Origin of the sequence: Frondihabitans sp. 4ASC-45 (assembly GCF_049472575.1) — a bacterium.
Classification (GTDB): domain Bacteria; phylum Actinomycetota; class Actinomycetes; order Actinomycetales; family Microbacteriaceae; genus Frondihabitans.
Genome location: NZ_JBCEBN010000010.1, coordinates 90,590 through 106,586 on the forward strand (window position 1 = coordinate 90,590; position 15,997 = coordinate 106,586).

Consider the following 15,997-nt stretch of genomic DNA (forward strand, 5'->3'; position numbering starts at 1 on the left):
GATACGAGACTCGGTTTTCGATGCCCGACACACGCACTCTCGATCGCTCGTCGCCTGAGACGAGAGATCGTCGGGCACCCCGGGGTCTCCGCGGGCTGCCGCTCGCGGTCTGGGCCGCAGTGGCCTTCTTCGCCGCGACGATGACCTTCTGGTCGATCGCCGACCCGACCTACCGCTCGGCCGACGAGCCGGATCACGTGTCGGCAGCGATCTACTGGGAGACCTACCACTCGTGGCCGGGCTTCAAAGAGATGCCGCGCATGGCCTCGGTCGATGCCTCCGTGAAGATCAGCGGTGTGCGCTCGACGACGAAGCCGGTCGAGCAGCGTCCGGCCCTCTCGGCGACCGAAGCGACACCCCGGCCGGATCGCCAGTCGTTCAGCGAGCTGGGCTCGGGTACCGACACCCTGGTCAACAAGGCCGGCCAGCACCCGCCGGGGTACTCGGCGCTCCTCGGCACCGTCGCCGACGTGCTCCCGGCCACCATCCCGTGGGATCTCGAAGTGTGGATCTTCCGCATGATCTCGGTGCTGCTGCTGACGCCGCTTCCACTGGCCGCAGCGTTGATCGCGCGACGTCTCGGCGCGAACCGCGTCGTGATCTCGGCGGCAGCCCTCTCGGTGCTCGCCATTCCGCAGCTCGCCGTCGTCGGCGGAGCGGTCAACAACGACAACCTGCTGAACGCGGCGGGGGCGTGGATCGCGCTGGGCACGGTGCACGTGCTGACCGGAGACCTGCGAAGGCGAACGGCACTCTGGGTCGGACTCGTCTCGGCCGTGGCGCTGCTGACCAAGGCATGGTCGCTTCCGCTCGTCGCCGTCGTCGTGCTCGCCTATTTCGTCGCCGCCGTGCGCGAACGGTCGCTGCGCCGCGTCATCACTCCGGCGCTGATCTTCGTCGTGGCGGCCATGGCCGGCGGCTGGTGGTGGATCCACAACGTCGTCGTCTACGGCAAAGTGCAGCCCGCCGGTCACTTCGACCCCCTGAAGACCGGGCCCCTGGCCATGGCCGACACCCTGCACCTTATGAAGGACCAGTTCGAGAGCGTCTTCCCGACGAGGTTCTGGGCGCTCCTGTCGATCAAGAGCGGCGCGCTGGCCTACCCCACCTGGATCCCCGCCGTGCTCTCGGTCGTCCTCGTCGCGATCCTGCTCGCCGGCCTCGCGCTGTCGTCCCGTCTCGGAGTGAAGCGCGCCACGGTCGTGGTCATGGTCCTGCCCACGCTGCTCACCCTGGCGATCCTGCTCGAGTCGGTCTACTCGCTCACCCGCAAGACCGGGGTCGCGGCGGGAGTGCAGGGTCGCTACCTGTATTCGTCGATCGTTCCGCTGCTGGTCGTCGCGGTCATCGGGCTCGCCGCGCTGCTCGGTCTCGTCTCTCGGGGCCGTGCCCGTGACGATGACCAGGCGGGGGCGGCGCGATTCACTGCTGCGCGCCTGGTTGCGCTTCTCGTCGGCGTGTTCGGCGTCGTCTACACGGTCGTCAGCATGGGGCGGGCGATCTCGTGGCACTTCGGCGAGGAGCACTGGTCGAACCCGCTCGACTCACTCGGCGATCTCGCCGCGTGGTCGCCGCTCCCGTACGCGCTGTCTGTCGTGGTGATGATCGCGTTCGTGGTGGCGGCGCTCTTCGCGCTCGTGGCCGCTGCTGCGTCGGTGCGGGCGACGCCGGCTCGAGCCACGCCGGTGCCTGTCGACGCCTGAGCGAGGGAACGCGCGCCGGTGACGCAGGAGTTCGGGCGCGGGGCGCCGGTAATGCAGGCTCGGGGAGCGCCAAGCCCCCTGAGTTCAGGATCCGGCGGCGCCGGATCCTGAACTACGTTCCTGGCCGCCCTGCGCGCTCTTGCCCCGCCTCCAACCCCGACCTGCCCCCGGCGAGACTCCAGTAGTTGCGGGTCGTGGAGGCCACAACCCGCAACTACTGGAGTCTCGACGCCGCGAAGCGGGGGAGCGCAACAGCCTCAGGCAGAGGCCTTCGCGCGCCGCACCGTCTCTTGCAGGAACTCGGTCAGCGAGGGGATCAGCGACGCCGTGTAGGCCGCCGACAGGTGGTTGTAGTCGCGGTACACGCGCACGCCGTCGATCTCGACCTGGCACGTCGTCTGGTCGCAGAGCCGGTCGGTGGTCGTGAACACGGGATCGACCCCGTTCGCGACCTGAGCCTCGATCGAGAGGTTCTGCAGCGTGTCGATCATGTCGAGCGCTTTCGATCGCGGTGAGGCGCAGGAGGCTGCCGTTCCGCCCGGGGCGGCGAGGCACTCGTTGGGGTTGTAGTGCAGGCGGGGGTTGTCGCGGATCACGGCGATGCGGTCGGTGAGCTTCTTCGTCTGGGTCAGCCAGGTGTCGTAGCCAGCGAGCCACTCGGCCTCCTGCGCCGACTGCGAGAGCTCGCTGCCGTCGGGAGCGACGATCCGGCCGAGGTACCCCTCGGCCTGCGACACGATCACGGCGGTGGGGTGGATCTCGGTGAGGAGCTTCGTCGTCTCGGTCCGCCAGGTGGCACAGCCGGCTTTGACGTGACCGCTCGTCATGATGGTCTGCACCGGGATCGTCGGGCAGGCGGAATCCCAGCGGACGATGAGCCGGACGTCGGCCTCCTTCGCAGCAGCCCCGAGAGCGGCCTCCCAGTGACGGGTGTGCGAGTCACCGACGACGACGATCGTGTTCGCGCTGTCGACGGCGCCGTGCACGCACTCCGAGATGCCCGACGGCGACTTCTGGGTCGCGTCGCAGGCGAGGGGCGGAAGGGCCGGGCCCTGCGCGGTGGAGCGCTCGGCCGCGATGCTCGCCGTTCGCCCCTGCCAATAGGTGCCGCTCGCGATCAGGCCGACGACCAGCGTCATGACACCGGCGGCGAGAATGGACCGCTTGACCGAGCTCGTCAGGGAGGGGGCGAATCGGATCGGGTTCTCGAACGCGAAGTAGGCGACGGCGGCGATGACCAGCGCGATGGCGCCCGCGAAGATCGGCACCCACGGCGACTCCGACTTGAACGCCTTGGGCAGGAGCACGATGAGCGGCCAGTGCCAGAGATACCAGGAGTACGAGACCGTGCCGATCCACACCAGGGGGCGGAGCTCGAGGATCCGGGTGGGCAGCGTCCGGGGGCTGTCTGCCGGGCCCATGCCGCCGAGGATCACGGCCAGCGTTGCGGCCACCGGCAGCAGTGCGGCCGAGCCGGGCCAGGGCGTCGACGATGGCAGGAGGACCACGATCGCGACGATGCCGACGATGCCGGCCGCGGTGAGGGCGGTCCGGGCCGCGGCGGAGCGGATCAGGTCACGGGGAAGCAGGGCGAGGAGCGCCGCGACCGCGAACTCCCACGCGCGCGTCGGCAGCAGGTAGAAGGCGTTCTGCGGGTCGGTCTTCGTGAGAACGATCGACACGGTGACCGATGCGACGGCGATCACGCCGAAGATGATCGCGAGCACGACTCGGGGGCGGGCTTTCGCCTTGAGGGCGAGCCAGACGACGAGGGCGATCAGCACGGGCCAGACGACGTAGAACTGCTCCTCGACGCCGAGCGACCAGGTGTGGAGGTAGGGCTGGGGCAGGTTGAGGTCTTGCGCGAAGTAGCCGTCGGGCTGGCGCGCGAAGAAGAAGTTCGACACGAAGAGGAGGGCTGCGACCGCCTGCTTGCCGATCTTCGACCAGTCTTCCGGAGAGAGGACGAGGAGCACGATCGGCAGGGTCAGCAGGATCATGAGCGTCGAGGCCGGGACCAGCCGACGCAGACGCTTGGCCCAGAATTGGCCGAAGTGGATGCGGCCGGTGGCCTCGCGGTCGCGGATGAGCTGCCCGGTGATCAAGAAGCCCGAGATGACGAAGAAGATGTCGACGCCGACGAAGCCACCCGAGAAGCCGGTGACACCCGCGTGGTAGGCCACGACCGGCACGATCGCGAGGGCGCGGAGCCCGGTGATGTCGAGGCGGTGGCCCTTCGTCGGCGGTGCTACGGCACTCCGTCGTCCCGGTGTCACGGACGGGTCCCCGCGTTCGTCGGTGCGGCCTCGCGGACCAGCCTCGACTCTCCCGGCAAGACACGTTGACTCACGGCACGGAAGCACCAGACAATCGCGACGAGGCCGACGACGGCGCTGGCGCCGACGATGAGGGCGATCCAATGCGGGCCGACGGCGGACGAGTAGGCCCAGGTGTACGCGCCGTCCGGGTCGAAGGCGAGGTGCAGCTTCTCGTAGGCGCCCCGGTATTCGAGCGAGAGGCCGTAGACGGTGACGGCGGGAGCACCGATCACGACCGCACGGGCGGCCAGGAGCTTGGTCTTGGGTTCGACGACGGCATGCGACCAGGCGATCGCGCTGATCACGATCAGCGCGACGATCGCGATGTAGAAGTACCGGCCCTGCACACCGTAGACGAGAGCCGTCCGACCGTAGACGCGCCAGGTGTTCGCGATCAGGAGCAGCAGAGTCACGACGGGGAAGGAGGCGATCAAGAGCGCATCGCGGCGGAAAGCGCCGCGCCGGAACGCGAAGGCGGCGACGACGAGCAGCGACACCGCGGTCAGCAGATCGGTGAGGTACGGCGTCATCGGGTACTGCAGCCCGCCGAAACGGCCCCAGAACGATCCCGTGACGGTGTCCCAGAAGGCCTGCATGTAGTTGCCGAGGTCGCGGCCCTCACCCTCCGGCCAGGTGATGGTCGGGCGCTGGCCGGCGAGGCCAGACGGCTGGATGTCGTGGTAGAGCACGATGTTGCGGACGAACCACCAACCGCCGATGACACCGGCCACGGCGCCGCCGAGGAGGGTGTCGAGGATCCTGCGCCCCCACCCGACCGGCACCACGCGACGGGCGAACAGTAGCCCGAGTGCCACGAACGGCACGGCCGGCACCGCGGTGCCCTTGGTCAGGAGGAAGAGCCCGAGGGCGATCGAGACGAACACGACGTCGCGGACCCTCTGGGCGCCGGTCAGGAACCGAATCATCAGCCACGCCGTCACCGCGCCGAGGAGGACGGCCAGGGAGTCGTTGCTGACCGCCGAGACGATCTGCTGCAGCTGGGGCACGAAGAAGAGCGAGACGGCCCCGAGGAGGGCGATCTTCGGCGACTTCAGCACGCGCTTCACCGACGCGAACACGAGCCACGGCAGGGGGAGCACGAGCAGGATGTCGAAGTAGCGCAGGATCATCACGACGATGTCCCAGCGGAGGTCCATGAAGTGGACGAGCTTCAACACCACGGCGGCCATGAGGTAGAACAGCGGCGGATGCTGGGTCATCTGGTCGATGCCGGGCGAGATGCCGGGGCGATCGGCGAAGATCTCGGCGAAGGTCGAACGCTGGTCGTTGCGGAGCTGGAGCTCGCCGAACTTCGTGTAGGTAACGCCCGAGAGGTAGTGCGCCTCGCCCGGAGCGGGCCAGGTGTGCACCTGTGCGACCCTGATCGCGCTGTCGACGTGAGCGATCTCGTCGGGTGCCCCGTAGAGCGGCGTCAAGACGGCCCAGAAGACCAGCACGAGGCCGAAGGCCGCGGTGACGAGCCACATCGTGCTCGCGCGGTCGGCTAACGGCCGCTTGGCGGGCCGAGCGACCTCACTCGCCATAGCGCTGGAGCTTCTGGAAGTCGAGGGTCTCTTCGGCCAGGGTCCGGTTGATGCGAGTCAGGTCGGCCACCACGCCTATGACCAGAGATAAGAGCGCGCTGATTATCAGCAGCAGGCCGAGCAGGAGCGACTGGATGTTCGCGCCGGCGTCGTGCGTGGCGAGAAGGATCAGATATCGCACGAAGGGGATGAGGCCGCCGACCGCCAGAACCGCGCTGATCCAGAGGAAGAGGGCGACCGGTCGGTACATGAGGTAGGCGCGGACGATGGCCGAGCCCGATTGGAACATGTGCTGGAAGATGTTCGAGAACAGCCGCGACTCGCGCGTCTTCGCGTTCGTGGTGATCGGGATGCTCGTGATGGCGAGGCGCTTGTAGCCGGCCTGGACGATCGTCTCCATGCAGTAGCTGAACTGCGTGACGATGTTCAGACGGATGAGGGAGTACTTCGAGTAGGCGCGGAAACCACTCGCGGCGTCGGGCAGATCGAGCCCGGCGGCCTGGCTCACGACCCAGCTGCCGAGGCGCTGCATGGTCTTCTTGAATGCCGAGAAGTGCTCGATGGTCTTCGTCTGCCGGTCGCCGACGACGATCTCGGCCTCGCCGCGGATGATCGGCTGCACGAGCTCCGGGATCATCGACTGCGGGTACTGGTTGTCGCCGTCGGTGTTGACGACGATGTCGGCGCCGTTCAGCAGCGCGTAGTCGACACCGTCGCGGAACGACCGAGCCAGACCCATGTTGGTCGTGTGCCGGACGAAGTGCGTCACGCCGTACGACTTGGCCACCTCGACGGTGCGGTCGGTGCTGCCGTCGTCGATGATGAGGATCTCGATCTCGTCGATCCCGTCGATCTCGGTCGGCATCGATTCGAGGACGGACGGAAGCGTCGTCTCCTCGTTGAGGCAGGGGATCTGGATGAACAGTTTCACGCGGGTGGGAGTCCTGATTCAGTGCGAGCCGACGGTGCGGCTTCGAGTGGTGCCGGGACGAGGCTGGCGGGGCGAGCCTCATGGGGCGATGTAAACCCCGAGGAGTTTACATGCGGCTTACGAACGGAAACGCCGAGCCCGATCGCCCAGGGAATCAGCGAGTTTCACCACGCGACGCGCCTTCGTTCGAGCGAGTTCGTCGCGGATCCTGATGAGTTCTCTTTCGAGGCCGAGGGCATGGCCCTCAAGTGCGGAGACGCGGGCGGCCGCTGCTGCGCCGATGGCCTCCACCTCGACGCGCAGCGCCTCGGCGTCACGATCACGCGTGGTGAGGAGCCCCCCGACCTCCGCGGCACGACGAGTCTCGTCGTCGGAGGCTCCGACGTCGGCCGGGTAGTCGCCCGTCAGCCCGTGCGAGGCGAAGAACTCGAACAGGCTGCGGTCGAGGGTGAACGGGCCGGTCTCGGCCTCGCCCTCGGTGACCATCCGCAGCGCGTAGTAATAGTAGAGAGAACCTTCTTGATAGCGGCGGTAGTCGAGCATGCCGTGGTGGTTCGGGCTCGGCTGGAGGGTGGGGTTGGCTTCGTAGGCCCGACCGGAGATCTCGACCTTGTTGCGCAGCTGCTCCCAGGACCGCCACGGCAGGTGCAGCACCTCGAGGGCCAACTCGGGCGGCGGAGAGCCCTGAGAAGCGATGCTAACGAAGTGATTGCCCTGGGCGACGTTGACGTCGGCACTGCCGACATGAAGCGCGTTGTGCGTCGGCTGCGCCAGGACGCCGCGCAGCTGGAGTTGCTCGTTGGTGCGTCCGTCTCGCCAGACGAGGCGGTCGAGACCGGCGCCCGAGGCGGCGACCGAGCCGACCAGGTTCACCGTAGGGGCCGTGAAGGATCCGAGACCCGGATCGATCTCGGAGAAGACGCTGTGCAGACGGCGGCTTCGATCGACGGGCATCAGGAACTCGTCGGCGTCGGCGTTGATCACCCAGTCGGCGCCGTAGCGCGTGAACGCCTCGCGGGCCATCGCCGTCACGACGGTGCCCTGCTGCTTGCGCTGAACCGGATCGTGACGCAGGTCGACGAGGCCACGCTCGGCGTAGCCCTCGAGGACTTCGCTGGTGCCATCCACCGAGCCGTTGTCGGTGACGATGATCGCATCGGCGCCCTGGGCGACGTGATAGTCGACCCACTGCCGGATGATGTCGATCTCGTCACGGACCATCGCTGTGACGACGAGTTTCATCGGTACTCCTTGAATCCTGCCCACCGGGGTGCTCCGCCAGGCTCGATTCGCCTACGGAGTCGGGCGCCCGTGAATCCTCGCACGGATGCCGAGGCCCACCCGGAGGGCCCACCGGAGAGGCGCGAGATACCAGGCGCGATACTTCGAGGCGAGGAACCGGTAGGCGCTGCGGTGGTGCGCCCGACGCATGAGATCGGACGACTCCCTCGTCGAGTGCGCCCCGACGTGCGTGACGCGGGCTCGCGGCTCGTAGACATTCGAGAATCCGGCCTTGCCGATGCGGTAGCCGAGATCGACGTCTTCGAAGTACATGAAGTAGCCCTCGTCGAACCCGCCGAGCGAGTCGAAGAGCGAGCGCCGCACGAGCAGGCACGCCCCCGACAGCCAGCCGGCCTCGCGGCGGTTCTCGTGGTCGCCATCGCTCCGGTACGACCGGCTCCAGGGGTTCGACTTCCAGACGTTGGCGAAGAGCGCGTGGCCGAGACCGGTGCGGAGCGAGGGGACCCGGCGGGCCGAGGGGTAGAACTGCCCATCGAGCTCGAGGATCCCGGGGCCTACGGCTCCGACGCGGTCGCCGCTCAGGGCGACCTCGAGAAGCGTGTCGACCGCCCCCTCCCCGAGGATCACATCGGGGTTCGAGATGAGGATCCAGTCGACCTCGCGGGGGAGCGTCTCGACGGCGCGGTTGATAGCTGAGCCGTAGCCGTCGTTCGAGCCGAGTTCGAGGAAGACGCCGCCGACGGCCTCAGTGGAGCGACGGGCGGCGTCGGGATCACGGGAGTCGTTGTCGGCGACGACGATGATCGGCGCGGACACAGAGTCGGCCGGAGTGGCCGCGGCAGGGCTCGAGGCTCGAGCGGCCGACGCCAGGAACTCGTCGAGGTACTTGCCGGAGTTGAAGCTGACCGTGACGATCGCCACGGTCGAACTCACAGTGTCGCTCCCTTGGCCTTGTCGGGCCTCTCGTAGGCCCGGAGATGCTCGTCGGCGCAGGCCTTCCATGTGAACAGTCTGGCACGGTCGCTACCGAGACCCGACAGTTCGCGGCGCCGTGCGGGATCCTGAACGAGTCGGAGGATGCCCTGCTCGATCCCGTCGACGGTCGGTTCGGCGTAGTCGACGGCGTCGCCCCCGACCTCGGGGATCGCGAGCCGCGGAGCGGTGAGGACTGCGCCGCCCGTCGACATCGCCTCCAGCACGGGCAGGCCGAACCCCTCGGCGCTCGATGGGTAGACGACGAAGCTGGCACCGCCGAGGAAGGCGGCGAGGTCGTCGAGATCGAGGTAGCCGAGGTAGCGCACGGGGGCTCCCGGGGTGTTTCCGGCCGCCGTGAGGAGCGCGGCAGCCTCGTCGTCCCAGCCGAGGCCTCCCGCGACCAGGAGCGGCGGAACGGCGGGGTCGATGCTTCGGGCTCTCTCATGCGCCCGGATCAGTGCGGCCACGTTCTTGCGCGGTTCGACCGTGCCCAGGAAGGCGATCCAGCCGTCCGCGGTTGACGCGTCAAGCCGCCGGGCGAAGCGCGTCACCTCATCGTGCGACGGGAGGTGGAAGACGTCGGGGTCGACGCCGTGCAGGGCTACCCGGGTGGCCCGGGCGCGCCCGGCGAAGCGCTCCATCTCGTCGGCCGTGGCCCGGCTCGGGGTCACGATCACGTCGGCGAGGCGACGGGCCAGGCGCATCCACGACGTGAAGAAGGAGCGCTTGAGCGGGGAGTGGTCGGCGGGTCGACTGAAGAATGTGGCGTCGTGGACGGTCACCACGCGTCGGCCGGTGAAGGCCAGCGGAAACGTGTAGTGCGGCGAGTGCAGGGTCGTGGCGCCCAGTCGTCGCGCGAGCAGCGGGAGCCCGAGTTGCTCCCAGAGGAGTCGGAGCGGCCGACTGGAGGCGATGCCGGGTGCCGTCACGTACTCGTGGTCGGGGGCCTGGGGCGACAGCCACGACAGGTCTTCGGCCTTGACGACCACGTGGATACGGGCGCCGGCATCGGTCAGCCCCGAGAGCAGACCCGCGAGGTAGCGGGCCACCCCACCCTTGTTGGGCGGGATCGACGTGGCGTCGAGGAGGACCGGGAGGACGGCGGACTCGGTGCGGTCGCTCACCGGCTCAACCGGCGATCTGCCGCATCGACGCCGCGACGCGAACGGTGCCCTCGCCGGTGGGATCGTCGGCCATCACGAAGCGCGCGGCCTCTCGCTTGATCGCGATGTGGAGACCGTTCGGCTCGGCAAAGTAGGCGTGCAGGAAGAAAGCGCCGCCACCGAACTGGATGTCGTCGAGCCGGTACTCGACGGTCGCCGTGCCGTGGAGGGGAGCGTGCGTGATGCCGAGGTGCTTGCTGTGGGTGCCGAAGACCGGCTGGCCCAGGTTGTTCTCGATCTTAAAGCCCGAGATCCAGCGCTCGAGTGGGGTCTCGTGGCTGAAGGTCATCGTGATCACCAGGTTGTCGCCCGGCTGGAAGTCCTCGCCGGGGGCGCGGCCCTCAGCCCGGATCGTGCCGGACAGCACCTTGCCCGGGGTGATGGCAGCATCAGCTTCGCCGAGTGCGGTGGCCTCGGCCACACGGCGGTCTTCGAGGATGTCGCGGAAGTTCTTGACGGCCTCGCGAGCGGTGCCCTCGAACTGCACCTCGCCCTTGGCGAGCACGACTGCCCGGTCGCAGAGTTCTTGGACCTGGCCGAGAGAGTGGCTGACCAGGATGATGGTGCGACCCTGCTCTTGGAACTCGTGGATCTTGTCCATGCACTTGCGCTGGAACGCCTCGTCGCCGACCGCCAGCACCTCGTCGACGAGGAGCACGTCGGGGTCGGTGTGGATGGCGACCGCGAAGGCGAGACGCACGTACATACCCGATGAGTAGAACTTCACCTGCGTGTCGATGAAGTCGCCAATGCCGGCGAAGTTCAAGATGTCGTCGAACTTCTCCTCGGTCTCTTCGCGCGACATGCCGAGGATGGCCGAGTTGAGGAAGACGTTTTCGCGACCGGTCAGATCGGGGTGGAACCCGGCGCCCAGCTCGAGGAGCGCGGCGAGGCGACCTCGGCGTTTGATGGTGCCGGTCGTCGGCTCGAGGATCCCGCCGATCGCCTTGAGCAGGGTCGACTTACCCGAGCCGTTCGGGCCGAGCAGGCCGATCGTGGAGCCCGCGGGGATCGTCAGGCTGACGTTCTTCAGCGCCCAGAACTCTTCGGAGTTGCGGCGCCCGGTACGCCCGAGAGTGACGATGCGCTCTTTGAGGCTGTTGTCTTTGCGGATCACGAACTTCTTGGAGACGTTCTCGATCGTGACGACGGTGGGAACTGCCGCTTCGCCGCGAGTGCTGCGAACCGTGGCCCGGGAGGTGTCGATGGTCATGCCTGGTCCGTTCGGTTACAGCTCTTGCGCGAAGTTGCCCTGCAACTTCGAGAAGACCCGGTGGAAGACGTAGACGAGCACGAGGCCGATGAGGCCCGCGACGCCCATCTTGATCAGCATGTCGGAGGGGTAGTCGCTCTCGGAGCCGCCGAGCCAGAAGGCGCGGTGGAAGCCGAGGACTGCCAGCGTGATCGGGTTGTCGGTGTAGATGTGCAGCAACCACTCCTTCGAACCAGTCGCGCGGGTGGCGACCGCCGACCAGGCGTAGACGATGGGGGAGCCCCACATGAGCAGCATGAGCAGAACCTCGACGAGGTAGCCCATGTCGCGCAGGTACACGTTGGCGGCGGAGAGGAGAAGCCCCAGAGCGGTGCCGTAGATCAGAATCAGAATGGTCGACGGGAAGAAGTAGAGCAGCTCAGCATGGGCGGGGAACTTGCCGAACACGACGGTGGCGACCAGGAGGACGACGAGCTGGATGCCGAAGTTGAACAGCGCCGAGCCGATGCTGGCCAGCGGGTAGATCTCGCGGGGGACGTAGACCTTCTTGATCAGACCGGCATTGGCAACGATCGACCCCGTCGAACCGGCCACGATCTCGCTGAACAGGTTGTAGATCGTCAGACCACAGAAGACGTAGACGGCGAAGTTCGGGATACCCTTCGCCGCCCCGAGGATCTGACCCAGGATCACGAAGTAGATGACGAGCTGCGTGATGGGGCGGATCAGGGTCCAGACGAAGCCGAGAGCCGAGTCTTTGTACCGAGACTTCAGGTCGCGTCGGATCAGCAGGTCGAGCAGGCTGCCGTGCGCGATCACATCGCGGATGGTGCCGAAGAAACCGGTGAAGGCTCCGATCGGCTGGCCGGCGATCTGCATCGGCTCGTCTTTGAGTCGCTCGAAGCGCGCTGCCGCCTGCGTCGCTGCCGCCTGCGTGACGGAATTCACCGTCGGGGGCGTCGTGGTGGTCATGGCTCGTACCTCATCCTTGGAAAACCTGGAAACTATACCCCGGCCTCCTGGATCGGGCGGGGCATGGCAAACGCCTTGAGGGCGCGTGGGGCCGCTGGTCGTCTTTTCTGGAGACTACTTGCCGTACTTGCTCGCACGGCTCGTCGCGAGACGAGTCTGCACCTTGGTGCGGAGGCCGCCGATGCCACCGTCGGTGAGGTAAAAGCGGGCGAGAGCGATATCGCGGCCGACACCGTGCCGGCGGTTCGCGATCGCGTGGAACTTCTCTTCGCTGGTCTGGGGCGAGCGACCGCGCGGGCTCCGGACGACGCTGCCGCGGGAGGCCCCGAGCGGCTCGCCGACCAGAGCAGCCCGGTCGGGAGCGACGTGGGGGTCGCGGCAGAACTCGACCAGCGGTGCAAGCGCGCGCTCCCAGGTGAACTCCTCGCGGATCCTGGAGACGTTCTTTCGGGCTTCGGCGATCGCCTCGTCGTCGTAGAGCATCGACTCGAGGGCGTTCGCGAGGGCGTCGACGTCGCGCTCGGGCACGGAGACGCCCATGCCCTCGGCGCCGACGAGGTCGCCGAAACTATCGCCGCGCGTGGTGACGATGGGGAGGTTCGCCCACATGTAGTCGAGGATGCGGGTGCGGAACGAGAACGTCGTCTCGATGTGGTCGTAGTGCGTCGAGACGCCGGCATCGGCCTCGAGCAGGTAGTTCTGGCGGTCGTCGAGCGCCACCCACTGCTCGTTGAAGAAGACGTTCTTGCCGCTGACGCCGAGCTGGGAGGCAAGCTCGCGGGTCTTCGACACGATCGCCATCTCGGGAACGTCGGGGTTCGGGTGCGCGACCCCCAGGAAGAAGAGCCGCACGTCGGGGCGGCGCTCGGCCAGCTGGGCGATGGCCCGCACCAGGGTTTGGGTGTCGAACCAGTTGTAGATTCCGCCGCCCCAGATGACGACCTTGTCGGTCTCGGATATCCCGGGAACGACGCCGCGGATCGCCTTGCGGGTCTTTTGCGGCGGCGTGCTGTCCATGCCGAAGGGGGCGATCGCGATGAGGTTCTCGAGGTTTTCGTCGGCCGCGTAGTTTTCGGGGTTGATCCGGCCGAGACCCGCGAGCTGGCCGAGCCAGAAGAGGCGCTGGCGCTCGGAGGCGCAGAGGAAGAAGTCGCCGCGCAGCAGCTGCTCGTTGAGCACGTTGGTCGACGACTGCACCTGGTTCTTCCACTGGGCGAGACCCCACTCGCGGCCCTGCTCGAGCTGCTCGAGGTGCATCGGGTCGTAGAGGTCGGCGACCATGATCTTGTTGGAGTGCTTGAGCGTCGTGAAGTGGTGCAGGGCGTGACCCTGGAAGAAGATCACGTCGGCCCACTCCTCGTGGACCTTCATCTCGCGCTCGTTCTGGAGGCGAACGCGCTCGACCTCGAACTTGTCGGACTGGCGGTTGGCCACGTTCCAGGTCAGGAGGCGGACGTCGCTGTGCTCGGAGAGGGCCTCCGAGATCTTCCAGGCGCGCATGGCCGGGCCAGCCATCTTCTCGCCGATCGCGTCGCCCGTGATCACCAGGATGTGCCGACGCTGGGTGTGCTCGACGATTCCGAAGGCATCGACGATCGAGTGCAGCCCGTCGAGGAAGTACGAGTCGGAGAAGAGCGGCTTGAAGATGTCGCCGAACAGGCGGAACAGGTCGCCGTCGGTGCGCTGACGCTGCGACTGCAGCTCGTCGCGGGTCTGCTGGAGCGACGGGAGCTCTTGCACGAACTGGTCGAGGGCGAAGAGGCCGGCAACCGTGTCTTTGTTGACGGGGGTGTCGCGTTCGAACTCGTCGGCAGCACCCGTAAAGCGCCGGATGTCGAACATCTCGGAGTCGAGGCCGCTCTTGGCGACCGCGCGGCGAGCGAGCAGGGCGAGGGCCCCCGGCAGGAACTTGGCGAGGCTGTTGTCGTCGAGGTTCTTGAAGAGCAGGATCAGGGCGTTCCGCTCGAGGAGGTACATCTCGCGGTACTCGCCAAAGCTCTTCATCGAGCCGTGGTGCTTGTGGTAGACGACTGACTCGGGGGCGAAGCGCACCCGGTAGCCGAGCAGGTTGAGACGCCAGCCGAGGTCGACGTCGTCGTAGAACATGAAGAGGCGCTCGTCGAAGCCGCCGACCTCGTGGAAGATCGCCTTGCGCACGAAGAGCGCGCTGCCGGTGCCGAAGAGGATGTCGCGCGGGGTGTCGAACTCGCCGGTGTCGATCTCGGTGACGCGGTCTTTGTAGCCCATGCCGAACCAGGTGAGGCTGCCCTGGACGAAGTCGATCGCCTTGCCCTCCCAGTCGAGCACCTTCGAGCCGACGGCCGCGACCTTGGGGCTCACGGCGAACTGACCGAGCGCGGCGCGGATCCAGTCGACCGACGGCTTGGCGTCGTTGTTGAGGAACGCGACGAACTCGCCGCGAGCCTTCTTCGCACCCAGGTTCGAGCCGCCAGTGAACCCGAGGTTGTCGGGGGAGACGATCAGGGTGACGTTCTTCTGGTCGCCGAGGGCGGCGCGGAGACGGGTCTCGCTGTCGTCGCCGGAGCCGTTCTCGACGATCACGATCTCGAGCTGGTCGGTCGGCCAATCGACATCGTTGAGGCGGGCGACGCACTCGAGGGTGTCGTCGGTGCCTCGGAAATTGACGATGACGACGGAGACGACACTCGACGTGGATACTGACAAGGAGATGCTCCAACACGTTGGCGATAGGTGGTTCGGCCCCGGGAGGCGGTCTCACTATAGCCATGCGATCTTTCGAGTCGGTGGCGACCTCCCCAGGCTTGTGGAATACCTCACAGTCGTGTGAAAGATTCGATGTCGGGCAGACTTGGCGCATGCGCGCATCCGTCATCGTGGTCAACTGGCGGCAACCCGATCTGACACTCCGGGCGCTCGACGCCCTGGCTCGGCAGGTTCCCTCGAACGGCTTCGAGGTCGTGCTCGTCGAGAACGAGGCGACGCCGGGCGGCACCGATGTCATCCGGCGGGCCCACCCCGAGGTGATCGTGGTCGAAGAGCCCACGAACTCGGGCTTTGCCGGGGGAGTGGCGCGGGGCATCGCGGCAGCGACCGGCGACGTGATCGTGCTCGTCAACAACGACGCCGTGCCGGATCCTGGATTCATCGCCGCGGGGCTCGCCGCCCTCGACGCCGCGGGGCCCACCTACGCGGCCGTGAGCGCGGCCGTGGTGCTCGAGGGGCTGTTTGCCTCGACAGGTACGCCGGGCCCGCACACGCTCGTCGGTCTCGACGGCGCCCTCTGGGCGAGAACCGAGGATCCGACGCGCGGCACCGCCGTGATGAACGGCACCGGAATCGAGATGACGCGTGACGGCAACGGCTACGACCGTGAGTGGCTCGCGCCGGCCGACGACGTCTCGTCGCGCTCCGACCCCTTCGGGTTCTCGGGCGGAGCGGCCTTTCTCCGTCGCGACGCGCTCGAAGCAGTCGGCGGATTCGACGACGACCTCTTCATGTATTACGAAGACCTGGATGTCTCGTGGCGATTTCGACTGGCCGGGCTCCAGATCGGCTTCGCTCCCGAGGCGCGGATCGTGCACCGGCATGCGGGTAGTTCGTCGAGCGGCTCGGAGCTCATTCGGCGCCAGAGCATCCGCAATCGGCTCGCCGTCGTGCTGCGGAACGGGAGTGCGACGTTCATCACTCGAGTCGTGTTTCGAACACTCGCACGACTGGTACGAGACACGCTTACTCCCGGTCAGGCCTATCTTTCGCGGGACGCGTGGCGCGGGGTGCTGCGCGAGCTGCCCGGGCTGGTGGCAGGGGCTCGACGCAAGCGGCGGGCGGACCGGATCCTTGGTCCACGCCGTCGTGAGGTAGAGGATTTGCTCGGCTGACCCTTGGTGCATCCTGAGTGTGACCTTGATGCGAGCCGAAGAATCGTCCCCCATCGCGCCCCTATCGGGGGACATT

General features: G+C 67.3%; 11 protein-coding genes. 2 read left to right on the top strand and 9 right to left on the bottom strand.

Translation table 11 applies throughout. From position 1 onward, the window contains the following. The first annotated feature begins 20 nt into the window (after positions 1–20). Positions 21–1,703 carry a hypothetical protein gene (locus tag VH571_RS14830; RefSeq protein ID WP_423265179.1) on the top strand — a complete coding sequence of 561 codons (1,683 nt, stop codon included), beginning with the start codon at positions 21–23 and terminating at the stop codon, positions 1,701–1,703. A gap of 257 nt (positions 1,704–1,960) precedes the next feature. Here VH571_RS14830 and VH571_RS14835 read toward each other — a convergent pair whose 3' ends face one another. The 9 genes from VH571_RS14835 to VH571_RS14875 form a co-directional block, all read right to left on the bottom strand. Beyond that, the gene (locus tag VH571_RS14835; protein ID WP_423265180.1) at positions 1,961–3,979 is read right to left on the bottom strand and encodes an acyltransferase family protein; all 2,019 of its coding nucleotides are present in this window, start codon (positions 3,977–3,979) and stop codon (positions 1,961–1,963) included. Next, on the bottom strand, positions 3,976–5,565 hold the full coding sequence (locus tag VH571_RS14840; RefSeq protein WP_423265181.1) for a DUF2142 domain-containing protein: 1,590 nt from the start codon (positions 5,563–5,565) through the stop codon (positions 3,976–3,978). Before VH571_RS14840 ends, VH571_RS14835 begins: the two co-directional genes overlap by 4 nt. Continuing rightward, on the bottom strand, positions 5,555–6,496 hold the full coding sequence (locus VH571_RS14845) for a glycosyltransferase family 2 protein (protein WP_055959399.1): 942 nt from the start codon (positions 6,494–6,496) through the stop codon (positions 5,555–5,557). Before VH571_RS14845 ends, VH571_RS14840 begins: the two co-directional genes overlap by 11 nt. Positions 6,497–6,613: 117 nt before the next feature. Further along, complete coding sequence (locus tag VH571_RS14850; protein WP_423265182.1) at positions 6,614–7,738, bottom strand: glycosyltransferase family 2 protein; 1,125 nt, start codon at positions 7,736–7,738, stop codon at positions 6,614–6,616. 51 nt (positions 7,739–7,789) lie between these two features. Further along, on the bottom strand, positions 7,790–8,671 hold the full coding sequence (locus tag VH571_RS14855; RefSeq protein WP_423265183.1) for a glycosyltransferase family 2 protein: 882 nt from the start codon (positions 8,669–8,671) through the stop codon (positions 7,790–7,792). Then, positions 8,668–9,837 carry a glycosyltransferase family 4 protein gene (locus VH571_RS14860; RefSeq protein WP_423265184.1) on the bottom strand — a complete coding sequence of 390 codons (1,170 nt, stop codon included), beginning with the start codon at positions 9,835–9,837 and terminating at the stop codon, positions 8,668–8,670. Before VH571_RS14860 ends, VH571_RS14855 begins: the two co-directional genes overlap by 4 nt. 4 nt (positions 9,838–9,841) lie before the next feature. Further along, the gene (locus VH571_RS14865) at positions 9,842–11,089 is read right to left on the bottom strand and encodes an ABC transporter ATP-binding protein (protein ID WP_423265185.1); all 1,248 of its coding nucleotides are present in this window, start codon (positions 11,087–11,089) and stop codon (positions 9,842–9,844) included. A 15-nt stretch (positions 11,090–11,104) separates the two neighbouring features. After that, positions 11,105–12,061 carry an ABC transporter permease gene (locus tag VH571_RS14870; protein ID WP_228514183.1) on the bottom strand — a complete coding sequence of 319 codons (957 nt, stop codon included), beginning with the start codon at positions 12,059–12,061 and terminating at the stop codon, positions 11,105–11,107. Positions 12,062–12,175: 114 nt separating this feature from the next. Beyond that, a complete protein-coding gene (locus VH571_RS14875; RefSeq protein WP_423265186.1) occupies positions 12,176–14,746 on the bottom strand; it encodes a glycosyltransferase in 2,571 nt (856 codons plus the stop codon). A gap of 152 nt (positions 14,747–14,898) precedes the next feature. Here VH571_RS14875 and VH571_RS14880 point away from each other — a divergent pair, with 152 nt between their 5' ends. Further along, positions 14,899–15,921 (top strand): glycosyltransferase family 2 protein, encoded by a 1,023-nt coding sequence (locus tag VH571_RS14880; protein ID WP_423265187.1) that lies wholly within the window; start codon positions 14,899–14,901, stop codon positions 15,919–15,921. The last annotated feature ends 76 nt before the right edge of the window (positions 15,922–15,997 follow it).

Excerpts from the sequence above, each read along its gene's own strand:
- VH571_RS14870 (WP_228514183.1), bottom strand. The coding sequence starts at position 12,061 with ATGACCACCACGACGCCCCCGACGGTGAATTCCGTCACGCAGGCGGCA.
- VH571_RS14865 (WP_423265185.1), bottom strand. The coding sequence starts at position 11,089 with ATGACCATCGACACCTCCCGGGCCACGGTTCGCAGCACTCGCGGCGAA.
- VH571_RS14830 (WP_423265179.1), top strand. The coding sequence starts at position 21 with ATGCCCGACACACGCACTCTCGATCGCTCGTCGCCTGAGACGAGAGAT.
- VH571_RS14880 (WP_423265187.1), top strand. The coding sequence starts at position 14,899 with ATGCGCGCATCCGTCATCGTGGTCAACTGGCGGCAACCCGATCTGACA.
- VH571_RS14850 (WP_423265182.1), bottom strand. The coding sequence starts at position 7,738 with ATGAAACTCGTCGTCACAGCGATGGTCCGTGACGAGATCGACATCATC.
- VH571_RS14840 (WP_423265181.1), bottom strand. The coding sequence starts at position 5,565 with ATGGCGAGTGAGGTCGCTCGGCCCGCCAAGCGGCCGTTAGCCGACCGC.